The 20,964-nt window shown below is 50.7% G+C and carries 17 protein-coding genes and 1 other RNA gene; 17 read left to right on the top strand and 1 reads right to left on the bottom strand.

Going from position 1 to position 20,964, the window contains the following annotated elements; genetic code table 11:
- Position 1 precedes the first annotated feature (1 nt).
- On the top strand, positions 2–661 hold the full coding sequence (locus ACTQ1O_RS02065) for a glycerol-3-phosphate acyltransferase (RefSeq protein WP_441474787.1): 660 nt from the start codon (positions 2–4) through the stop codon (positions 659–661).
- Positions 662–794: 133 nt separating this feature from the next.
- Entirely contained in the window at positions 795–1,802 is a 1,008-nt protein-coding gene (locus tag ACTQ1O_RS02060; RefSeq protein WP_441485898.1) for an NAD(P)H-dependent glycerol-3-phosphate dehydrogenase, read from the top strand.
- 12 nt (positions 1,803–1,814) lie between these two features.
- Here the strand turns inward: ACTQ1O_RS02060 and ACTQ1O_RS02055 are convergent, their stop codons facing one another.
- Positions 1,815–2,681 (bottom strand): aldo/keto reductase, encoded by an 867-nt coding sequence (locus tag ACTQ1O_RS02055; RefSeq protein ID WP_441485897.1) that lies wholly within the window; start codon positions 2,679–2,681, stop codon positions 1,815–1,817.
- Between the two features lie 812 nt (positions 2,682–3,493).
- Between ACTQ1O_RS02055 and ACTQ1O_RS02050 the strand changes: the two genes are divergently transcribed.
- The 15 genes from ACTQ1O_RS02050 to ssrS all read left to right on the top strand — a co-directional run bounded on the left by ACTQ1O_RS02050 (position 3,494) and on the right by ssrS (position 20,960).
- On the top strand, positions 3,494–3,850 hold the full coding sequence (locus ACTQ1O_RS02050) for a cobalt transporter (RefSeq protein WP_441485896.1): 357 nt from the start codon (positions 3,494–3,496) through the stop codon (positions 3,848–3,850).
- 31 nt (positions 3,851–3,881) lie between these two features.
- On the top strand, positions 3,882–4,064 hold the full coding sequence (locus ACTQ1O_RS02045; protein ID WP_441099191.1) for a CooT family nickel-binding protein: 183 nt from the start codon (positions 3,882–3,884) through the stop codon (positions 4,062–4,064).
- A gap of 91 nt (positions 4,065–4,155) precedes the next feature.
- Complete coding sequence (locus ACTQ1O_RS02040; protein ID WP_441485895.1) at positions 4,156–4,923, top strand: nucleotide-binding protein; 768 nt, start codon at positions 4,156–4,158, stop codon at positions 4,921–4,923.
- A gap of 194 nt (positions 4,924–5,117) precedes the next feature.
- Positions 5,118–7,007 (top strand): anaerobic carbon-monoxide dehydrogenase catalytic subunit, encoded by a 1,890-nt coding sequence (cooS, locus tag ACTQ1O_RS02035; protein ID WP_441474782.1) that lies wholly within the window; start codon positions 5,118–5,120, stop codon positions 7,005–7,007.
- Between the two features lie 211 nt (positions 7,008–7,218).
- Positions 7,219–8,004 (top strand): nucleotide-binding protein, encoded by a 786-nt coding sequence (locus tag ACTQ1O_RS02030; protein WP_441099188.1) that lies wholly within the window; start codon positions 7,219–7,221, stop codon positions 8,002–8,004.
- A complete protein-coding gene (acsB, locus tag ACTQ1O_RS02025) occupies positions 8,001–10,124 on the top strand; it encodes an acetyl-CoA decarbonylase/synthase complex subunit alpha/beta (RefSeq protein ID WP_441485894.1) in 2,124 nt (707 codons plus the stop codon). Before ACTQ1O_RS02030 ends, acsB begins: the two co-directional genes overlap by 4 nt.
- Positions 10,125–10,456: 332 nt before the next feature.
- On the top strand, positions 10,457–11,401 hold the full coding sequence (acsD, locus tag ACTQ1O_RS02020; RefSeq protein ID WP_441099186.1) for an acetyl-CoA decarbonylase/synthase complex subunit delta: 945 nt from the start codon (positions 10,457–10,459) through the stop codon (positions 11,399–11,401).
- 24 nt (positions 11,402–11,425) lie between these two features.
- Positions 11,426–12,778 (top strand): acetyl-CoA decarbonylase/synthase complex subunit gamma, encoded by a 1,353-nt coding sequence (gene acsC / locus ACTQ1O_RS02015; RefSeq protein WP_441485893.1) that lies wholly within the window; start codon positions 11,426–11,428, stop codon positions 12,776–12,778.
- Positions 12,779–12,858: 80 nt separating this feature from the next.
- A complete protein-coding gene (gene acsE, locus ACTQ1O_RS02010) occupies positions 12,859–13,644 on the top strand; it encodes a carbon monoxide dehydrogenase/acetyl-CoA synthase methytransferase subunit (protein WP_441099184.1) in 786 nt (261 codons plus the stop codon).
- Positions 13,645–13,953: 309 nt separating this feature from the next.
- A complete protein-coding gene (gene acsV, locus ACTQ1O_RS02005; RefSeq protein WP_441485892.1) occupies positions 13,954–15,882 on the top strand; it encodes a corrinoid activation/regeneration protein AcsV in 1,929 nt (642 codons plus the stop codon).
- A 385-nt stretch (positions 15,883–16,267) separates the two neighbouring features.
- On the top strand, positions 16,268–17,959 hold the full coding sequence (locus ACTQ1O_RS02000; protein ID WP_441485891.1) for a formate--tetrahydrofolate ligase: 1,692 nt from the start codon (positions 16,268–16,270) through the stop codon (positions 17,957–17,959).
- 472 nt (positions 17,960–18,431) lie between these two features.
- Positions 18,432–19,112 carry a cyclodeaminase/cyclohydrolase family protein gene (locus ACTQ1O_RS01995; protein ID WP_441485890.1) on the top strand — a complete coding sequence of 227 codons (681 nt, stop codon included), beginning with the start codon at positions 18,432–18,434 and terminating at the stop codon, positions 19,110–19,112.
- A 182-nt stretch (positions 19,113–19,294) separates the two neighbouring features.
- The gene (locus tag ACTQ1O_RS01990) at positions 19,295–20,149 is read left to right on the top strand and encodes a bifunctional 5,10-methylenetetrahydrofolate dehydrogenase/5,10-methenyltetrahydrofolate cyclohydrolase (RefSeq protein WP_441485889.1); all 855 of its coding nucleotides are present in this window, start codon (positions 19,295–19,297) and stop codon (positions 20,147–20,149) included.
- The gene (locus ACTQ1O_RS01985; RefSeq protein ID WP_441485888.1) at positions 20,146–20,457 is read left to right on the top strand and encodes a hypothetical protein; all 312 of its coding nucleotides are present in this window, start codon (positions 20,146–20,148) and stop codon (positions 20,455–20,457) included. Before ACTQ1O_RS01990 ends, ACTQ1O_RS01985 begins: the two co-directional genes overlap by 4 nt.
- Positions 20,458–20,776: 319 nt before the next feature.
- Positions 20,777–20,960, top strand: a non-coding RNA gene (gene ssrS / locus ACTQ1O_RS01980) — 6S RNA.
- Positions 20,961–20,964: the final 4 nt, after the last annotated feature.

Genomic DNA, 20,964 nt, shown 5'->3' with positions numbered 1-20,964 from the left:
GATGCTTGCACGGGCTTGCAGTCTGCTGATCGGATACGGATTTGGTCTGTTTCAGACCTCTTATTTCATCGGAAAAGCAAAGGGCGTGGACATCCGGAAGATGGGGAGCGGCAACGCGGGAACGACTAACGCGCTTCGCACGCTCGGAACGAAAGCCGGTCTCATGACGATGGCCGGGGACGTAACGAAGTGTATTCTCGCTGTTATTCTTACCTGGCTGATTTTCCGCAATTCATACCCGGAGCTCTTCCCGCTTCTCAAGATCTGGACAGCTGCCGGAGTCATCCTCGGACATGACTATCCGTTCTATATGGATTTTCGAGGGGGCAAGGGAATCGCTGCAACGGCGGGAATGGTCATCGCCTTCGGCGACTGGCCGATGATACTGGTGGGTACGGTGCTGTTCTTCTCGATTTTTTTTGCGACTCACTATGTGTCTCTGAGTTCGCTGTCACTGTCTACGGAGTTTCTGGTATTTCTCTGCGTTTTTTGTGCAATGGGAAGATATTCGATGACGACAGCCCGGCTCACGGAGATGTGTGTGCTTACGGCGATTCTCACCGCACTCGCGTATTTCCAGCATCGGGGTAATATAAAGAGACTTGCGACGGGATGCGAAAGGAAGACTTATCTGAGTCATCGCCATCCGTCGGATAAATAATACCGGTGACGCGTGCAGCCTGGCGGACAAATCGGGCAATAATGGTGAACGCGTGTGTCCTGGCGGACAAACCGGTGACTCGCGCATTGCAGCGGGGCCGTGGCGGCACGGCAGATATTAGGGAGGTGAATCGATGGCAAAAATCAGTGTGATTGGTTCGGGAAGCTGGGGGACCGCGCTTACCTGGCTTTTATGCAATAATGGTCACGAGCTGACCCTTTGGTCCTACCGCGCGGAAGAAACGGAAATGTATCAAAAGGATCATCAGAACACGGATAAACTTCCGGGTGTGATTCTTCCGGATTCCGTGGAGTATACGACAGATCTCGGGGAGGCCTGTGCCGGAAGGAATCTCCTTGTGCTGGCAGTTCCTTCTCCGGCCCTGAGGAATACGGCACACAAGATGAGCGGACTGGTCCGGCCCGGACAACTGATCGTCAGTGTGGCAAAGGGGATCGAGGAGGATTCTCTGATGACAATGAGCGAGATCATTGAGCAGGAGATTCCGCAGGCGGATGTGGCTGTTCTTTCCGGCCCCAGTCACGCGGAGGAGGTCGGAAGAGGTCTTCCGACGGCTATTGTCGCCGGGGCGCACAGCAGAGAGACCGCGAACCGGGTGCAGTCCGTCTTTATGTCGCCGGTATTCCGGGTGTACACAAGCTCGGACATGAAGGGAATTCAGCTCGGGGCGGCATTGAAGAACGTGATGGCTCTTGCGGCGGGAATTGCGGACGGGCTCGGATACGGGGACAACACAAAGGCGGCGCTGATCACCAGAGGAAGCGCAGAACTTGCAAGGCTTGGAGGCGCGATGGGCATTCACATGAGAACGCTCTACGGTCTGTCCGGAATTGGTGATCTGATCGTAACCTGCGCGAGTCTGCACAGCCGCAATCGGAAGGCGGGCTATCTGATGGGGCAGGGATACACCATGGAAGCCGCGATGAAGGAAGTGCACCAGGTGGTCGAGGGCGTATATTCTGCCAGGGCGGGAAGGCTGCTCGCGGAAAAGTATCACGTGGATATGCCGATCGTGAATGAGGTGAATGAAGTGCTCTTTCACGGAAAGCCCGCCCGTGACGCCGTGAATGAACTGATGCAGCGGGACGGAAAAGATGAGATCGAAGAGTGGGAGGAGTAAGATGCTCTTCGATCAGTCAGTCAGAACCGCCCATTCCGTGTCTGCAAGATCCTGAGGAACATGAGCGGTGCGGAGCCCTTCGTCCATTGCGTCGATAGCGGTCATCTCCGGTTCTGTGAGGGCAAAATCAAAGATGTCCGCGTTTTCCGCGATGCGCGAAGGGTGTACGGATTTCGGAATCACTGAGATTCCACGCTGTATCAGCCACCGGAGACCGGTCTGGGCGGCTGTCTTTCCGTATTTTGCGCCGATCTGGATGAGAATTTCGCGGTCCTTGTATGCGCCGCGCGCGAGCGGCGCATAAGCCTGAACCTGAATACCGTGGCTCTGGCAGTAATCTACGGTTTCACCCTGACGCCAGAGGGGATGGCATTCTATCTGATTGAGTACCGGAACAACGCCGGTTTCCCGCTCAAGACATTCGAGCTGAGCCGGGGAAAAATTGCTCACGCCGATGGATCGGGCAAGTCCTGATTCCTTCAGGCGGATCAGTTCCTTCCAGGTCTGCCGGATACATCCCGGAACCGGCCAGTGAATCAGGTATAGATCGATATAATCGGTTCCGAGTCTGTCAAGCGTCCGCTGGAAGGCACCCGACACGTCTCCGAGCCGCTGGGCGTTGTTCCAGACCTTCGATGTGAGAAAAATACTTTCTCTCGGAATATCAAGGTCCCGGATGGCATTTCCTAAAAGCTCTTCGTTGCCGTAGACAGAAGCCGTGTCAAACAGACGATAGCCGCAGCGGTAAGCAGCGTCCACGGCGGTATGCATATCTTTTTCATCCGTTGTCTTGTAAACCCCGAGCCCGAGCAGCGGGATGGAATTCCCGTCGTCCAGGGGGTGAGACGGAATATTTATCTTCTTAAATTCTTTGGTCATAGTCTGATACCTCGCATTAAAACATCTGAAATATTCTGATTTAAAGTCAATAAAATCCTCCAACTATCTTTTGATATCCGATTTAAAGTCATCTGAAATATCCAGCCTATCGCTTGATATCCCAGGTAAAGCGATTTCGATTGCTCCGGTTATTTTTAAACATCCGCTTCCAGAACCTTAAAACGATAATATGTAACATTGCTCACAGCCGGTTGATGAAGAGATGAATATGACAATAAGCATAATGCATGAAAAAGTATGGAAATTACGGATGAAATCATTTAAAATAGAGATGTTACCGGAAATCTGATAACCGAAAACGGGGGAAAGTGCACAGGATCATCGGCCCAATTCCCTGTGAAAATGGAAAATATTGCTATTATCATAATACACATTATGGAAAAGTGCAATCATCACTGCGGCGAGAGAATAAGTATGCGGGTGTGTTTGTAAAAAAATACAATTTTTTGATACACTGCCGGAGAATTGTGCAGATTACATTAAAAAGACATGCCAAAAATGTGCAAGTTTTCGACCCGGAGAACCCCCTGGGGAGGATGGTGACAGCAACAGACAAAAGCGCCTCCTGTCGGCCGGAGCGACTTGTGCATTATTGAACAAAAAAGTTTGGGATCAGGAAACAATCAATTCGGAGAAAACGTTTTTTTACGTTCACTTTACACAAAAAATGGCTCTTAGGACAAACGACTTCTATTGATATTTTCCATGGGTGAGTATATAATCAAGGTGCTTGTGAAAAGAATATCATGCTTGTTTTTTTCAGCTATTGATAATTTCAGCGGAGGTCTCTCATGCATATTTTAAGAGATGAAAACGGAAATCTGATTCCTCACGGCGCACATGATCACGATCACCATGATCACGGCCATGCGGAAGCCTGCAATGCCGGATGCGGAAACTGCGAACCGGAAAGCGGGAAGTGCAAGGATCAGACATTTGCTTTACTGAACTATATGGTTCAGCACAACACACAGCACGCCGCGGAAGCGGAGAAGATGGCCGGCGAACTGGAGAAACAGGGACTGGCAGACGTCGCGGCACAGATCAAAGAGGGTGTCACCGAATACCAGAAGGGCAACATGTATCTGAATATCGCTCTGACGCTTTATAAGGAGCACCTGAAGGAAAAGGCCGGAGAGGAGCACTGACGCAGAAGACACAGCAAAGGAGTTGATAGAAATGTGTCTCGCAACCGTATATAAGGAAAGTGACAATACCGTAATCATGGAAAACACCGCACGAATCGATGTGGACGGCGATTTCGTGATTGTAGAAGATATTGTCGGAGAACAGACAAGAATTCAGGGCAGAATCAAGTGGGTGGACCTTGCGGCGAGCAAGGTTATGCTGGTCTGCGACTGATGACAGTTCCACTGACCGGATGAGCAGGGAACAGGACAGCAGAGCTTTTTTACTGCAGATGCAGATAAGGAAACAGGAGGTGTAATCGCCAATGGCGCATGTGATTGCCGTTGCAGGCAAGGGCGGTGTCGGAAAGACGACGCTGACTGCATTATTAATACAGTATCTCTGCAAGAGCGGGAAGGGCCCCGTGCTTGCGGTAGATGCAGACGCAAATTCAAATCTTAACGAGGTCCTCGGAGTCGAGGCACCGCCGACACTCGGAGAAATCCGCGAGGAGATCAATCATGCGGAGGATTTTGGAAGCAAGCTTCCCTCCGGAATGAGCAAGGCAGAGTACGCGCAGTTCCGTTTACAGGGCGCGCTCACAGAGGAGGATGATTTTGACCTCCTGGTCATGGGGCGTACTCAGGGGAAGGGATGCTACTGCTACGTCAACGGACTGCTTCAGACACAGCTTCAGAAGCTTCAGTCGAACTACCCCTATATTGTAGTGGACAATGAGGCGGGACTTGAGCATATCAGCAGAGGCATTCTTCCAAGCATGGAGACGGCAATTCTTGTCAGCGACTGCTCCAGAAGAGGCGTTCAGGCTGCCGGAAGGATCAAGGATCTGATTGCAGAGTGTCATCTGAACCCGGAGAGAATCGGACTGATTGTCAACCGTGCTCCGAACGGAAAGCTCAATGAGGGCACAAAAGAGGAAATCGAGAAGCAGGGTCTGGAACTGCTCGCGGTGGTTCCGGCGGATGATACCGTGTATGAGTTCGACTGTGACGGGAAACCATCTGTTGATCTTCCGGAGGATTCACCGGTCAGAGCTGCCTTGATGGAGGCAGTCAGAAAGCTGGGACTCTGATCCCTTTGAGACCCGTACAAGAGTAAAGTACCGGAGGGCGTAAGCCGGGCACATTTAATTTCGAATGCTGGCACAGGCGATGCAGTGGTTCTGCTGCCTGCGGCAGAGCGGTTCTGTGATGAGGAACCGCAGATAGATTATATTTTTGTTTAATTAACTTAATAAACCATTATACTTTTGAGGAGGACGAAAGCATGGCATTCAGACCGTATACGATCGAGGAACTCGAGGCGGCCACCAACAGATTACTGGAAACTGGCGCAAAAGTAGGAGCGGATTCCTATCAGGCCAGACTGAAGAATCAGACCCCGCACTGCGGATTCGGTGAGAAGGGAATCTGCTGCCGGATCTGCCGCATGGGCCCGTGCCGTATCACACCGAAGGCACCTCGCGGAATCTGCGGCTGCGACGCGCATGGAATTGTAGGAAGAAACTTCCTGCGTTTCGTAGCGGGAGGCGCTGCCACTCATTCTGATCATGGACGCTCCATCTGCTACACCCTTTACAATACAAAGCCGGAAGGACCGTACACCGTGAAGGATCCCGAGAAACTGATCCGTATCGCAAAGGAGTGGGGCGTTGAGACCGAGGGAAAGGATATCTATGACCTTGCTCACGAGGTTGCGTACATGGCGATGGAGGAGTACGGAAAGGTATTCGGCACGCAGAGATGGCTGTCGAGAGCTCCGGAGCACACCAGAGAGCTCTGGCACAAGGCGGAGATTGAGCCGAGAGCAATCGACCGTGAGATTTCCTGCTCCATGCATATGACACATATGGGCAACTCCTCTCTGCCGGAGGCACTGATCCGTCAGTCTCTGAGAGCCGGAATGTCCGACGGATGGGGCGGTTCCATGGCCGGAACCGAGTTCTCCGATGTTCTGTTCGGAACACCGAAGCCGGTTGACACAAGCGCGAACCTTGGCGTAATGGTCGAGGAGAATGTAAATATCGTTGTACACGGACACGATCCGGCACTTTCCGAGCTTGTCTGTGACTATGCGGAAGATCCCGAGATGATCGAGCTCGCCAAGAGCGTCGGCGCAAAGGGAATCACCGTATCCGGCGTGTGCTGCACATCCAATGAGGTTGCGATGCGCCGCGGAATCCCGATGGCAGGAAACTTCCTGCAGCAGGAAAATGTAGTTCTGACCGGAGCCTGCGAGGCGATTGTCGTTGATGTTCAGTGTATCTTCCCGGCACTTGGACCCCTGTCCAAATGCTTCCACACAAAGTTCATCACAACTTCTCCGATTGCCAGAATGCCAGATTCCGATTTCATCGAGTTTGATGTAGACGATGCGGATAAGCAGGCAAAGCTGATCGTTGAGACGGCTGTGAAGAACTTCAAGAACAGAAAACCGGAGCTTGTACATATCCCGCAGCTGAAGACAAAGGCAACCGTCGGATATTCTGTTGAAGCAATCAAGAAACAGCTCAATGTGGTTACAAACTCTCAGGTGGACGAGCTGGATACGCTTCAGCCGCTGGTTGACTGCATCACATCCGGTGTTATCCGCGGATGCGTTGCGATGGTCGGTTGCAATAACCCGCGGGTTCGTCCGGATACCGCTCATATCGGTCTGATGAAGAAGCTGATCGAGAACGATATTCTGATTGTCGCATCCGGATGTTCGGCACAGGCAGCTGCAAGAGTCGGACTCATGGATAAGGAGGCAAAGGAGATCTGCGGAACCGGTTTGAAGACCGTTTGTGAACTCGCAGACATCCCGCCGGTTCTTCATATGGGATCCTGCGTAGATATCAGCCGTATGTGCGTACTGGTATCGGATCTGGCAAAACAGGCTGGCTGCAATATTTCTCAGCTTCCTGTTGTCGGCTGCGCTCCGGAATGGATGTCCGAAAAGGCGGTATCCATCGGAAACTATGTAGTTGCTACCGGAATTGATACCTTCCTTGGCGTAGAGCCCGGTGTATCCGGATCGGATCAGATCACCGACCTTCTTACCGGAGGAATCCGCGACTGGGTTGAGGCTGCATATACCTTTGAGCCGGATATTGATAAGCTCGGTGACGAGATGATCGAGAGAATCGAGGAGAAGAGAAAAGCACTCGGAATCTGATCAAAAGCCGCGCAGACACATTTTGAAATGCAGACTGGCGTACCCGCCTGAAGGACGCCATTAAAGTTATCGGCCGCGGATCGCTTCGTGACCTGCATCTTCGCGGGTCCCGGGGCTGTCCGCCGCTGTTTCCGGCTGCCTTTGCGCAGATTATCCGTGTGATAAGAACGGGAGCGGCCGGAATTATTCAGCAGAGTTGGAGGCTTTATTAATGAAGATAGCGATCACCGGAAAAGGCGGCGTCGGCAAGACCACGTTTGCGGCAACACTGGCCAGGATGTATGCGGATCAGGGCAATGGGGTGCTTGCGGTGGATGTGGATCCGGACGCAAACCTTGGACTGGCGCTCGGTTTTTCAGAAGACGAACTCGACCAGATCGTTCCGATCACAAAGATGCGCGAGCTGATCAATGAGCGGACAGATCTGGACGAGATTACAAATATGTACAAGCTGAATCCGAAGGTTGATGATCTTCCGGATAAGTTTGCAAGAGAGAAGAACGGCGTAAAGCTTCTTCTTCTCGGAACAGTAGATACAGCAGGCCGCGGGTGTGTCTGCCCGGAGCACGTGCTGCTTCGAAGACTGATTCATCATCTGATGCTTCGCAGCAACGATGTGGTGATCATGGATATGGAGGCAGGACTGGAGCATCTCGCAAGAGGCACCACAAAGGGAATGGACCAGTTCATTGTCGTGATCGAACCGGGGGCGAGGAGCATTCAGACATACAAAAATGTAAAACGGCTTGCCGCTCAGCTTGGCATCAACGATGTCAATGTGGTGGCAAATAAGATCCGTGACGAGAAGGATGAAGAATTTATCCGATCCCGGATACCGGAGGAAAATATCCTCGGATTCATACACTATAATACGGATATCATGGATGCCGACAGGCAGGGCTGTTCACCGTATGATTACAGCAGGCAGCTCCTTGAAGAAGTTAGTTCTATTAAAGAAAAAATAGATCAAATAAAAAACGCGGAGGTAGAAAAATGACTTTATTTGATGTGATTTTTCAGGGAAATGATGCAGTTTACGGACTGACAGAAAAGGCCGTAGACGATGCCATCGCAAAGTATGGCGCAGACAAAAAGGTAGGCTTTCCGGGGACTGCATACAGCATTCCGTGCTATTATGCTGTTACAGGAACCAAGGTCAGCACACTCGGCGAGTTGAAAGATGCGCTTGCGGTTGTCAAGACACTTATGACAAGAGAGGCAAAGCTGAATGACGCTCTGATGTCCGGTGTAGCAACGGCTCTTCTTGCGGAGTTCATCGAGGTTCTCAAGTATATCGATAACGATACGCCATATGAGGCTCCTTACACAGGTCATCTGCCGGATCCGGTTATCCGTGAGCTCGGTGTTCCGCTTGTTACCGGAGACATTCCGGGCGTTCCGGTTATCATCGGTGAGGCTCCGACAGCAGAAGAGGGCGCAGCCCTTGTTAAATCCTATCAGGAGCAGGGACAGCTCGTTACACTGGTCGGCGGCATCATTGATCAGTGCGCGCAGCAGAAGGTTAAGATGGGCGCTAATGTCCGTGTAATCCCGCTTGGCAAGGATATCACAGCTGTTGCACATGTTGTTTCTGTCGCGATCCGTGCGGCTCTGATCTTTGGCAACATCAAACCGGGTGACGCCGCAGGACTCATGGCATATACCAAGGAGCGTGTTCCGGCATTTGTCAATGCTTTTGCTCCTCTGAACGAAGTTATCGTGGCTGCCGGCGCCGGCGCAATCGCGCTTGGATTCCCGGTTATCACGAACGAGGATACCTTCGCGGTTCCGGAATGCCTGATTCCGAAGGTTCCGGTAGAAAAGATGAATGCTGCTTCCCTGGAAGCGAGAAACATCAAGATCAAGATTACAAAGGTAGATATTCCGGTTTCCTTCGGCTCCGCGTTCGAAGGTGAAATCGTACGCCGCGGTGACATGCAGGTTGAGTTTGACGGTTCCCGTGTGGATTGCTGCGAGCTCGTACATATGAAGGATCCGTCAGAGGTTGAGGATCACTCCTTCGAGCTGATCGGACCGGACTTCGATGAATTCCCGGTCGGCAGCAAGCAGTCTATCGCCTATGTGGTTGAGGTTGCCGGAAAGAACATGCAGGCAGACTTCGAGCCGGTATTTGAGCGTAAGTTCCATTCTTACCTCAACTGCATCGAGGGTCTGATGCACACCGGTCAGCGTGATATGATCCGTATCCGTATCAGCAAGGATACCTTCAATGCCGGCTTCCGCGCAAAGGATCTTGCAGAGGTTCTGTACACCCAGATCAAGAACGAATTTGCCGCTGTTGTAGACAAATGTCAGGTAAAGATTTACACCAAGCCGGAGGACTGCACAAGAATCCGTCATGAGATTGCCATTCCGATGTTTGACAAGCGTGACGAGAGACTGTCGAGCATGACCGATGAGGCAGTTGATGTATATTACAGCTGCATCATGTGTCAGGCATTCTCTCCGAGCCATGTATGTATCGTAACTCCGGAGCGTCTCGGACTGTGCGGAGCCGTATCCTGGTTCGATGCAAAGGCAACGCATGAGCTGGATCCCAACGGACCCTGCCAGGTTGTTACAAAGGAGCGCCCGATCGATGAGAGAATCGGTGAGTATGAGGATGTAAACGAGGCAGTCAAGAAGTTCTCCCAGGGTGCGCTTGATGATGTATCTCTGTATTCCATCATGGAGAAGCCGATGACATCCTGCGGATGCTTCGAGTGTATCTGCGGTATTGAGCCGTTCTCCAACGGTGTCTGCATCGCAAACCGTGAGTATGCAGGTCAGACTCCTCTCGGAATGACATTCTCAGAGCTCGCTTCCATGACAGGCGGCGGTGTTCAGACACCGGGCTTCATGGGACATGGCAAGCATTTCATCGCATCCAAGAAGTTCATGAAGGCAGAGGGCGGAATTGCCAGAATCGTATGGATGCCGAAGGATCTGAAGGATCAGGTTGCGGATGCTGTCAATAAGACCGCGAAGGAACTGTACGGAATTGACAACTTCTGTGATATGATCGCGGATGAAACCGTTACGACCGATCCTGAGGAGCTGGTTGCATGGCTGACCGAGAAGGGACATCCGGCACTCAGCATGGATCCGATGATGTAATTCGTTGATGAGGCTGGTCGGAAAAGGCGTTTATGGGGACGCCTTTTCCGGCAGGCTTTTTTACGCGAACAGTGAGCCGCAGCCGAATGCGAAGTATTCGTGTGCGGCGAGCGTCGCGATAGCGAGATAAAACTCGCGCAGCGTGTTTTATTTCGTTGTGGTATTTCACCTTTCAGGATGGAATATTGATGCTGTTTTTGGTATGATAGAGGGGTAACAATTCCGGCATCGCAGAAGCTGTCTGTGTATTTTTGCTGACAGATAATCTGGCGGAGCCGGCAGAAGTTTAAGATTGTTATACTATTTTTACTCGCTTAGGAGGAACAAGAGAAATGCCGTTTAACCGTAAAGCACACAAATTCAATGCCTCTATTAATGAGGTTGAAATCGGAACAGGCGACAAGGCGATCAAGCTCGGAGGGGAGAATACATTTCCTTTCTACAGCTTTGACGGGTCGCTCGGCTCCGGCCCGAAGATCGGCGTTGAGATCACAGATCTTGGTCTTGACGGAGAGCCGGATGGCGTAAAGGCTTATTACGCGGGATGTAATACCATCGGCGAAATCGCCAAGAAGGCAGCACAGATGCCCGGCGGAGATTTTGTCGTACTTCGTTTGGCTGGCGGAGATCCGAACGGAGCAAACAAATCAGTGGATGATCTGGTAGCGGTTGCAAAGGAAGTTGCCGATGCTATCGACACTCCGCTGGTTGTGGAAGGCTGCAAGAACGTTGAGAAGGATGCGGATCTTCTCGCGAAGGTTGCGGGAGCCCTTCAGGGAAAGAATATTCTGGTAATGTCAGCGAAGGAAGAGAACTACAAGGCAATCGGCGCAGCTGCGGGCCTTGCTTACGGTCAGAAGGTCGGAGCAGAATCCGCGGTTGATATCAACCTTGCAAAACAGCTGAATGTAGTAATGACGCAGCTCGGCGTTCCGGCATCCAGTATCGTGATGAATACCGGTTCCGCAGCGGTCGGATACGGCTTTGATTACACGATTTCCACATTTGACCGTGTACGTGCGGCGGCACTCGGACAGGATGACAAGATGCTTCAGATGCCGATCATCACACCGGTTGCTTCCGAGACATGGGCAGTGAAGGAATCTACGGCTGCAGAGGAAGATGCTGATGAAGGATGGGGACCGGTTGAGGCCCGCGGAATTTCCATGGAGGTTCAGACCGCGACAGCCTGCCTTGTTTCCGGTTCTGATGCTGTAATTTTGAAACATCCGGAATCTGTTAAAACAATTTCCAGGTTAATCAAGGAATTAGTCTAAGAGAGCAGAGGAGGATAAAGAATTATGGCATTAAGTGGTATTCAGATTTTCAAACTGACCCCGAAGAAAAACTGTAAGGAATGCGGATGCCCGACATGTATGGCATTCTCCATGAAGGTAGCGCAGGGCGCAAAGCAGATCAGTGAGTGCCCGCATATGTCTGCAGAGGCTCTGGAGCAGCTCTCTGAGGCAACTGCTCCGCCGATGAAGACGATTAAGGTAGGAGCGGGAGACAGCGAGCATACGCTCGGCGGAGAGACGGTTCTGTACAGACATGAGAAGACCTTCGTAAATAAGACTGTTTACGCGGCAAACATCTGCACCTGCATGGATGACGCGGAGATCGATGCAAAGCTCGCACAGGTTCCTTCTGTAGACTACGACCGTATCAACGAGCGTATGTATACAGAGATGATCAATGTAAACTTCGGTAAGGATACGACACCGGAAAGATTCGCTGAGGTGGCAAAGAAGGCTGCAGCAGTTCGCCCGGTTATCCTTTCCGTAAAGGATGAGGCAGCGGCAAAGGCTGCACTGGATGCGGTCAAGGATACCAAGCCTGTGCTTGACGGAGCGGACGCTTCCAACTACGAGGCATTCAACAAGCTTGCGACCGATGCCGGTGTTGTGCTTGGCGTCAGCGGTACTAGTATCGACGAGCTGTATGATACGGTTCAGAAGCTTGAGAAGCTTGGCAATAAGAACCTGATTCTCGATGTGACAATGGATTCCATCAAGGCTACGTTTGAGGCTGCTGTAATCATCAGACGTGCGGCACTGGCAGACGGAGACCGCAGCTTCGGATATCCGTCCATTGTAAAGGTCAACAAGCTGACCGATGACAGAGAGCTTCAGCAGTCTCTCGTTGCTCTGTTCACGCTGAAATATGGTTCCATCGTCGTTGTGGACACCATGGATTATGCGATGGCTCTTCCGCTCTACGGACTGCGCCAGAACCTGTTCACTGATCCGCAGAAGCCGATGAAGGTGGCACCGGGAATCTATCCGATCAACGGAGCGGATGAGAACTCTGTATGCTTGACGACCGTTGACTTCGCTCTTACGTACTTCCTTGTATCTGGTGAGCTGGAGAGATCCGGAGTACCCTGCAATCTGATTATTTCCGATGCCGGCGGACTTTCCGTACTGACATCCTGGGCTGCAGGAAAGCTCTCCGCAACCTCCATCTCCAAGTATATTCAGGAGAATGTTGAGGACAAGATCAAGAACCGTACCCTTATCATTCCTGGTAAGGTAGCTGTTCTGAAGGGAGATCTTGAGAACAAGCTTCCGGGCTGGAAGATTGTAGTGGCTCCTCTTGAGGCAGTTCAGCTTGTGAAGTTCCTGAAGGATATGAAAGCAAACGGAGAGATCTGATCTCTTCGGGCAGGACGGACAGCAGTGATGTTGCCCGTCCCGCGGCAAAATCTATATAAAAGTATAAAGGAGACAAAAACATGGCAAAATTCGTTACAATCGGTGAACGTATCCATTGCATTTCCCCGGCAATCCGCAGAGCTATGGACAACAAGGAGCCGGAGGCTATTCTGAAGCGTGCAAAGGAGCAGATTGACGCAGGCGCTACTTATCTTGACGTTAATATCGGACCTGCTGAGAGCAACGGACCGGAGCTTATGAAATGGGCAGTTGAGCTTATTCAGAGCAATTTTGACAACGTTCCGCTTGCGCTGGATACCTCCAACAAGGCAGCGATTGAAGCGGGAATTTCCGTTTACAACCGTTCCAAGGGCAAACCGATCGTGAACTCCGCAGACGCAGGAGACCGCATGAGCAACATCGACCTCGCTGCGGCAAATGATGCAATTGTTATCGCACTTTGCTCCAACGGACCGATCGCTGCCGATAACGATGAGCGTATGATGCATTGCCAGAATATGCTTGAGCACGGCATGGAGCTCGGCATGGAAGCTGAGGACCTCTGGTTTGATCCGCTGTTCGTCGTTGTAAAGGGAATGCAGGACAAGCAGATGGAGGTTCTGGAGTGCATCAAGATGTTCTCCGATATGGGACTGAATTCTACCGGCGGTCTTTCCAACAATTCCAACGGAATGCCGAAGAACATCCGCCCGATCATGGATTCCGCACTTGTTGCCATGGCAATGATGCAGGGTCTTACCTCTGCAATTGTGAATCCGTGCGATCAGAGACTGATGGAGACAATCAAGTCCTGCGATGTATTCAAAGGCAACACACTGTATGCAGATTCCTATCTGGAGCTGTAATCACAGAGGATGGAAAAACAGGCTCCGGGAAGAATACTTCCCGGAGTCTGTTGCTGTATAAGGCTGTCATCAAGCGGAAAGCTTTTGTGCATGTGAAGCATGGTAAGAAGTCCGGAACGGAAATCACGATGAATTTTACACAGGATAAAAGTCTCTCTGCATGCGAAGCATGCTCGGAAAGCAGCATACATATTGTGGTGTCCTGCTTGCGGGGCAAGTGGTGACACGGGGCTGATACAGCCGGATAACCGGTGTGATAACCGCCGGATCCGTTACCGGAGAGAGAACAGTAGAAGGTGGAGGTAAGGTATGTACAAGATTACATTTGTAACAGAGGAAGGCAGCCGGACGGAAGCCTTTGCAAATGACGAAGAGACGATTCTGTCTGTTGCGCAGAAAAGCAATGTTCCGATTGATGCGCCCTGTTCCGGGAATGCTTCGTGCGGAAAATGCCGGGTAAAAATTATATCAGGAGAAGTGGAATCCAGACAGACACGGCATATCACGGATGAGGACTATGCGGCAGGATGGAGACTGGCCTGCGCCAGCAAGGTGATCGGGGATGTAACGGTTGAAGTTCCGGATATTGCTTCCGCCTATAAGAGCAGAATGCGGGTGGCGGATCTTAGCTCCCCTGCCGAGCTGAAAATCTTCCGGGATGCGACGGATCAGGTAAAGAAGGCGGGGATTGCGTACCGGAATAATATGGATATCATCGAGATCCGGATGGATGCCCCGACGCTGGATGATACAAGACCGGACAATGAGAGGGTTGTGGATGCGATCGAGAAGAAAACCGGGATCGGGAAAGTGAGACTGCCGTATTCTGTCATGCGGAAAATGGCACATGTCCTTCGGGTGAGTGATTTTCATGTGAAATGTGTCGTCCGGACGACCGGGAAAGATGTGTTTGTATATGACATGCTTCCGGCCTCTGTTGATGTTGTGATCGGCGGACTCGCGGTAGATATCGGTACCACTACCGTTTCAGCGGTGCTGCTGAATATGAAAACCGGAGAAATTCTCGGAAAGGCGTCCTCGGGCAATGGGCAGATCCGTTATGGAGCCGACGTTATCAACCGGATCATTGAGTCTCAGAAACCAGGAGGTGGTAAAAGGCTTCAGGACGCGGTGATTAAGGAAACGATCAATCCGCTGATTCAGGAAATCTGCCGGGCGGCAAAATTTCCGAAGAGCCACATCTACCGGATGGCCGTCGCGGGAAATACGACGATGAACCATCTTTTGTTCGGCGTCGATGCGGATCCGATCCGAAAGGAACCCTATATTCCCACTTTCTTCAAGACAAATTCACTGTTCGCCTCGGATATCGGGATTGATATTCACCCGGATGCGCACATTATTCTGGCTCCGAATATCGGGAGCTATGTAGGAGGTGACATTACAGCAGGGGCCTTTATCAGCATGATCTGGAACCGTCCGGAGATGTCGTTGTTTATCGATCTTGGAACAAACGGTGAGCTGGTGCTGGGAAACTCAGATTTTCTTGTGAGCTGCGCATGTTCAGCAGGGCCCGCGTTTGAGGGAGGCGATATCAGCTGCGGTATGCGCGCGACCGACGGCGCGATCGACGCGATCACGATCGACAAGGAGACGATGGAGCCGACGCTCAGTATCATTGGGGATAAGGGACAGAAGCCGGTCGGTCTGTGCGGATCAGGGCTGATTGACACCATCGCTGAGCTGTATATCAACGGGATTATCAATCCGAAGGGAAAGTTTGTCCGTGAAGGGGAGAGAATCCGCCACGACAAATACGGAATGGGAAGCTATGTCATTGCGTATGAGAAGGATGCGGACAGCGTTAAGGACATTGAAATCACAGAGGTTGACATCGACAACTTCATCCGCGCGAAGGGAGCCATTTTTTCCGCGATCCGCACGATGCTAAGACAGCTGGAGCTTCCGGTTGAAGTTATCGATGATGTATATGTGGCCGGCGGAATCGGCAGTGGCATCAACATGAAAAATGCTGTTACGATCGGAATGTTCCCCGATATACCTCTTGAGAAATTCCATTATATCGGCAATTCGTCTCTGACGGGCGCGTACAGCATGCTGCTGTCCGGAGACGCTGAACGAAAGGTGTATGAGATTGCGCGCAGCATGACTTACATGGAACTTTCCACAGTGAATACGTACATGGATGAATTCGTCGCATGCTGTTTCCTGCCGCACACGGACAGCACGCTGTTCCCGTCCGTAAAGCTCAGGTGACAGCAGAGATCTTTAATTGAGCAAATTGTACAAATAATTTCAAAAAGATTCCGCAAAGATCACGGACGGCCTGATTGTTATTTATTTCACACAAATATTGGTTAGACTGAACAAAAAACAGGAGATTGAGTCAAAAAGATATGATTCAATCCCCTGTTTTTTGTTAGAGTTTGCACAATTTTTGCATAAAATTTTATGTGGCAGAACAAAGAAAAGACAGTAAACAATGCATATAATCACACATGTGATTGAATTATAATAAAAATAATTAGAAATAACAGAATAATATTAAAAAAAGAAGTAGATGACTATTGTAAACTGTGTTACAATAATTACCGGTACAGTATAGTATATGAGATGCTGTCTTAAAGGAGGATATTTTAGTATGGGCTACAAATCAGACATTGAGATTGCTCAGGAATGTGTAATGGATCCGATCTCGAAGGTCGCTGAAGCAGCGGGCATCGACGAGGAGTATCTGGAGTACTACGGAAAGTATAAGGCGAAGATCTCCGACAAATTAATGGACAAACTGGATAAGCCGGACGGAAAGCTGGTTCTTGTCACTGCAATCAATCCGACTCCGGCAGGCGAGGGCAAGACAACGACTTCCATCGGTCTGATTGATGCCCTTTCCAGATTAGGCAAGCATCCGGTAGGCGCGATCCGTGAGCCTTCGATGGGACCTGTATTCGGTGTCAAGGGCGGAGCCGCAGGCGGCGGCTATGCTCAGGTTGTGCCGATGGAGGATATTAATCTCCATTTTACCGGAGATATGCATGCAATTGGCGCGGCGAATAACCTTCTTGCGGCAATGGTAGACAATTCCATTCAGCAGGGAAATCCGTTCAACATCGATCCCAGAAAAGTGATCTGGAGACGCTGCGTAGATATGAATGACCGTCAGCTCAGAAATGTAATCGATGGACTTGGAACCAGGCTTGACGGTGTTCCGCGTTCTGACGGATTTGATATCACGGTTGCTTCCGAGGTTATGGCTACCTTCTGTCTTGCAAAGGATCTGATGGATCTGAAGAAGAGACTGTCAAAGCTTATCGTCGGCTACACCTACGGCAAGGCTTCAGAGGAGAAGCCGGTTACAGCCGGAGATCTCGGCGCAGCCGGAGCAATGACCGCCCTTCTGAAGGATGCGATCAAGCCGAACCTTGTTCAAACACTGGAGCATACGCCGGTTCTGGTTCATGGAGGCCCGTTCGCCAATATCGCGCACGGCTGCAACTCCGTTATCGCTACACGCACAGCTCTGAAGCTCGGCGATTACTGTGTGACAGAGGCCGGATTCGGCGCGGATCTGGGAGCGGAGAAGTTCCTGGATATTAAGTGCCGTTTCGCAGGTCTTAAGCCAAACGCGGTTGTGATTGTTGCTACCGTTCGCGCTCTGAAGTACAATGGCGGTGTCGCAAAGGCAGATCTGAACAATGAGAATCTGGAAGCTTTGGAAAAGGGACTTCCGAATCTGCTCAAGCACGTAAGCAATATCAAGAACGTATATCATCTTCCCTGCGTTGTTGCGATCAATGCGTTCCCGACCGATACAAAGGCAGAGCTTGATCTTGTTGAGGAGAAGTGCAAGGAGCTCGGTGTAAATGTCTGCCTGTCCGAGGTATGGGCAAAGGGCGGCGAAGGCGGTATTGATCTTGCCAAAGAGGTGGTACGTCTCTGTGAGCAGGACAATTCCACATTCACCTACAGCTATGAGCTTGAGGGTACCTCAATCGAGGATAAGCTGAATGCCATTGTTCAGAAGGTATATGGCGGAGATCATGTTGAATTTACAGCGAACGCGAAAAAGCAGCTGAAGAAGCTGGAAGAAGCTGGATACAGCAATGTTCCGATCTGCGTGGCAAAGACTCAGTACAGTCTCACGGATGATCCGACCAGACTCGGTGCTCCGAGCGGTTTCGTAGTAACTGTCCGTAATCTGAAGATTTCGGCGGGAGCAGGCTTTATTGTAGCGCTTACCGGTGAAATCAGCACAATGCCGGGACTTCCGAAGCATCCGGCGGCAATGGACATCGATGTGGACGAGAATGGCAAGATCACAGGCCTGTTCTGAGATGACCTCCTGTGTCCGGTTGATCCGGTTAAGTCTATAAGGATTGTACATTCTTGTACAGGGTGAAATAATTAGTGTGCCTGCGGTTTTCTTGCTGTTCAACGGCAGTTGCCGCGGGCACATTCTATATCTGCACAGCTGGGAGACAGAAAGACTTTGATGCCTCCATATGGGCACATTCTATGTCTGCATGGACAGAAAGCAGCCGCTCACGAAGAGGATCAAATATCGGAATCGCAGGATGAAACCCTCGAAACGCGCGTTATCCTGCTCTGTTATCTGTTAAAAGATAAATGCCCAATACATTGTGCCATGAGCTGTATTAATCTATAAAATCTATAATGAAGGTCCGGATTTATATGCGCTGCAGATTCCGCAACGGGTGATCTGTCTGCGTTTCCGGATAATGAATAACGGATTGTGTATGTAGTGATCTAAGGTTTCAGAATCAGAAAAGGAGGCAGACTATTCAGTGAGTGATGAAAAAGTAATGAATCAGGAGGATTCAGCGGGACAGACTTACAGATTCACAGATCTTTCCTGCGAAGAGTTTACGGACAAGCTTTCCTCGAAGGCTCCTGTACCCGGCGGCGGCGGAGCTTCAGCTCTTGTAGGTGCCCTTGGGGCGGCGCTCTGCAACATGGTGGGGAATCTCACGGTTGGCAAGAAGAAATACAAGGATGTTGAGGCGGAGATTCTGGATCTGATGGAAAAGGTCACGAAACTTCAGCAGGAGCTGCTCGAGTGCGTGGAGGAGGATGCAAAGGCGTTTGCTCCGCTGGCAGCCGCATACGGACTTCCTCACGGGACGCCTGAAGAGCAGGCACATAAGGCGGAAGTTCTTGAGGAATGTCTGAAGGGCGCATGCAGCGCGCCGATGCAGATCATGCACAAGATCTGTCGCGTGATCTCTATGATCCGTGTCTTCCAGACGAAGGGATCGGTTCTTGCGGTAAGTGATGCGGGAGTTGCGGCGGCTCTCTGCAGCGCGGCTCTCCGGGGAGCAAGTCTGAATGTGTACATAAACACGGGATCCATGAAGGACCGGGAGTACGCGGAGATGCTGAACAGAGATTGTGATGAGATGCTGGATATCTATTGTTCGCTGGCGGATCAGATCTATCAGGAAGTATTCCAGAAGCTGAATCCGTGACAGGGTTCTCTGTATTGACAGAACTCTCAAATTCGTGGAGAAGAAGAGGCCAAAGTGATCTTTTAATCGTTCAGCGTGGAGAAGAAGAGACGAGAGTGACCTTTCAAACGGGTGGAAATGCCGAGCTTTGGGAGAAAATACGAATCAATATTATTTAGATATAGAAAGAGGGATTGACAGAAATGGCAAAACAGTTATTGGGCAAGGAAGTAAATGCGGATCTGAACCAGCAGATCATTGACCGGGTCAATGCGCTGAAGGAAAAGGGTGTTGTTCCCACCCTCGGAATCATTCGTGTAGGCGAAAAGGACGCGGATCTGTCATATGAGCGCGGCGCAACCAAGCGTTGTGAAAAGCTCGGTGTTGAATACAAGAAATTTGTATTTTCCGAGAACGTTTCTCAGGAAGAGCTGATGGGTGCCATCGATCAGGTAAATAAGGACAGCTCGATTCATGGAGTCCTGATTTTCCGTCCGCTGCCGAAGACGTTGGATGAGAAGGCGGTCATTGCGGCTCTCGATCCGGAGAAGGATATCGATGGAATCACAGACGGATCCATGGTCGGCGTCTATACCGGTCAGAAAAAGGGTTTTCCTCCCTGCACAGCACAGGCGGTAATGGAGATTCTCAGACATTATCAGGTGGATCTGAAGGGAAAGAAGGCTGTCGTCATCGGAAGAAGCCTGGTTATCGGAAAGCCGGCTGCAATGATGCTGCTGAAGCAGAACGCGACAGTTACTATCTGTCACACCAAGACGAAGGATATGGCAGCCGAGGCAAGAGAGGCGGACGTTCTTGTGGTCGCGGCGGGACACCGCGATGTGGTTGATGACACTTTTGTGAGACCGGGACAGATTGTAATTGATGTGGGAATCAACGTGAATGACGAGGGGAAGCTCTGTGGAGATGTTTCCTACGACAAGGTGGAGCCGATTGTTGATGCGATTACACCGGTGCCGGGAGGCGTTGGAAGCGTAACGACATCTGTTCTTGTAAGCCATGTTGTTGAGGCGGCTGAAAGGAGTCTTGAGAAATGAGTGCATTCGATGAGAAATTCGGGGAATTGAAGAATTCCGCGAAAGAGCTCGGAAGCAGAATCGGGAAGGGCGCGCAGGATCTCGGGAGCGCTGCTTCCACCAAGGCAAAGTTAGAGATGGAGAAGGCAAAGCTCAAGGATATCTATGCGGAGCTGGGCTCACTTTATTACAGAGAAAATAAGGATACACCGCCCTTTGAATACTCGGATCTGTTCGAAAGAATTGAGAAGGGAGAACAGGCTGTCGCCGATTATGAGCAGATCATCGACAAGAACCTCAAAAATTTGAAAAAACCGGAACAGTCCTGAGCGGTGGCGGTATTCCGTAACGAAGGATCAGGCATACGCCGGAGAGATGATTTATGCGATTGCTCCTGGTTAGAAGATGCTTTTTGCGATTGAAAAACAGAGAACAATCATATATAATCAAATTAGATGAAGCGGTCGGCAAATTCACCACTAGTCATATGAAGTGGTTAGCAGATATGTCAAACGAAGGGGTCAGCAGATATAACGTTTATCTGCAGGATTGCAAGAACGCAGAGCACGGAGCAATCTGAAGCCTGTACAGAGTGTGGTAAAATGGATCGCAATTCAGTTTGATGAATAACACGAAATGTTGAAATGAATTTTCCTGGGGTGTTCGATCCCCTGTCTATTATGAACCTACATTTACTTTAAAACGGGATTCCTATATCAAGGTACGGCTGTCAGGCCTCCGTTTGCAGAGGAAGGCAAAAGTACGTTTGCGGTTGCCCACCTGGAATTTATTTCTAGGAGTCAAATGGCAGGAACGGCATTTCGGGTCGGAGGAGA

Source organism: Bilifractor sp. LCP21S3_A7 (genome assembly GCF_052118825.1).
In the GTDB taxonomy this organism is placed as follows: Bacteria; Bacillota; Clostridia; order Lachnospirales; family Lachnospiraceae; genus Bilifractor.
This window is presented reverse-complemented; position numbering and strand designations above follow the sequence as displayed.

Bases quoted from the DNA above. Each gene is read 5' to 3' on its own strand.
- ACTQ1O_RS02065 (WP_441474787.1), top strand. From the start codon at position 2: ATGCTTGCACGGGCTTGCAGTCTGCTGATCGGATACGGATTTGGTCTG.
- ACTQ1O_RS02060 (WP_441485898.1), top strand. From the start codon at position 795: ATGGCAAAAATCAGTGTGATTGGTTCGGGAAGCTGGGGGACCGCGCTT.
- ACTQ1O_RS02055 (WP_441485897.1), bottom strand. From the start codon at position 2,681: ATGACCAAAGAATTTAAGAAGATAAATATTCCGTCTCACCCCCTGGAC.
- ACTQ1O_RS02050 (WP_441485896.1), top strand. From the start codon at position 3,494: ATGCATATTTTAAGAGATGAAAACGGAAATCTGATTCCTCACGGCGCA.
- ACTQ1O_RS02045 (WP_441099191.1), top strand. From the start codon at position 3,882: ATGTGTCTCGCAACCGTATATAAGGAAAGTGACAATACCGTAATCATG.
- ACTQ1O_RS02040 (WP_441485895.1), top strand. From the start codon at position 4,156: ATGGCGCATGTGATTGCCGTTGCAGGCAAGGGCGGTGTCGGAAAGACG.
- cooS (WP_441474782.1), top strand. From the start codon at position 5,118: ATGGCATTCAGACCGTATACGATCGAGGAACTCGAGGCGGCCACCAAC.
- ACTQ1O_RS02030 (WP_441099188.1), top strand. From the start codon at position 7,219: ATGAAGATAGCGATCACCGGAAAAGGCGGCGTCGGCAAGACCACGTTT.
- acsB (WP_441485894.1), top strand. From the start codon at position 8,001: ATGACTTTATTTGATGTGATTTTTCAGGGAAATGATGCAGTTTACGGA.
- acsD (WP_441099186.1), top strand. From the start codon at position 10,457: ATGCCGTTTAACCGTAAAGCACACAAATTCAATGCCTCTATTAATGAG.
- acsC (WP_441485893.1), top strand. From the start codon at position 11,426: ATGGCATTAAGTGGTATTCAGATTTTCAAACTGACCCCGAAGAAAAAC.
- acsE (WP_441099184.1), top strand. From the start codon at position 12,859: ATGGCAAAATTCGTTACAATCGGTGAACGTATCCATTGCATTTCCCCG.
- acsV (WP_441485892.1), top strand. From the start codon at position 13,954: ATGTACAAGATTACATTTGTAACAGAGGAAGGCAGCCGGACGGAAGCC.
- ACTQ1O_RS02000 (WP_441485891.1), top strand. From the start codon at position 16,268: ATGGGCTACAAATCAGACATTGAGATTGCTCAGGAATGTGTAATGGAT.
- ACTQ1O_RS01990 (WP_441485889.1), top strand. From the start codon at position 19,295: ATGGCAAAACAGTTATTGGGCAAGGAAGTAAATGCGGATCTGAACCAG.
- ACTQ1O_RS01985 (WP_441485888.1), top strand. From the start codon at position 20,146: ATGAGTGCATTCGATGAGAAATTCGGGGAATTGAAGAATTCCGCGAAA.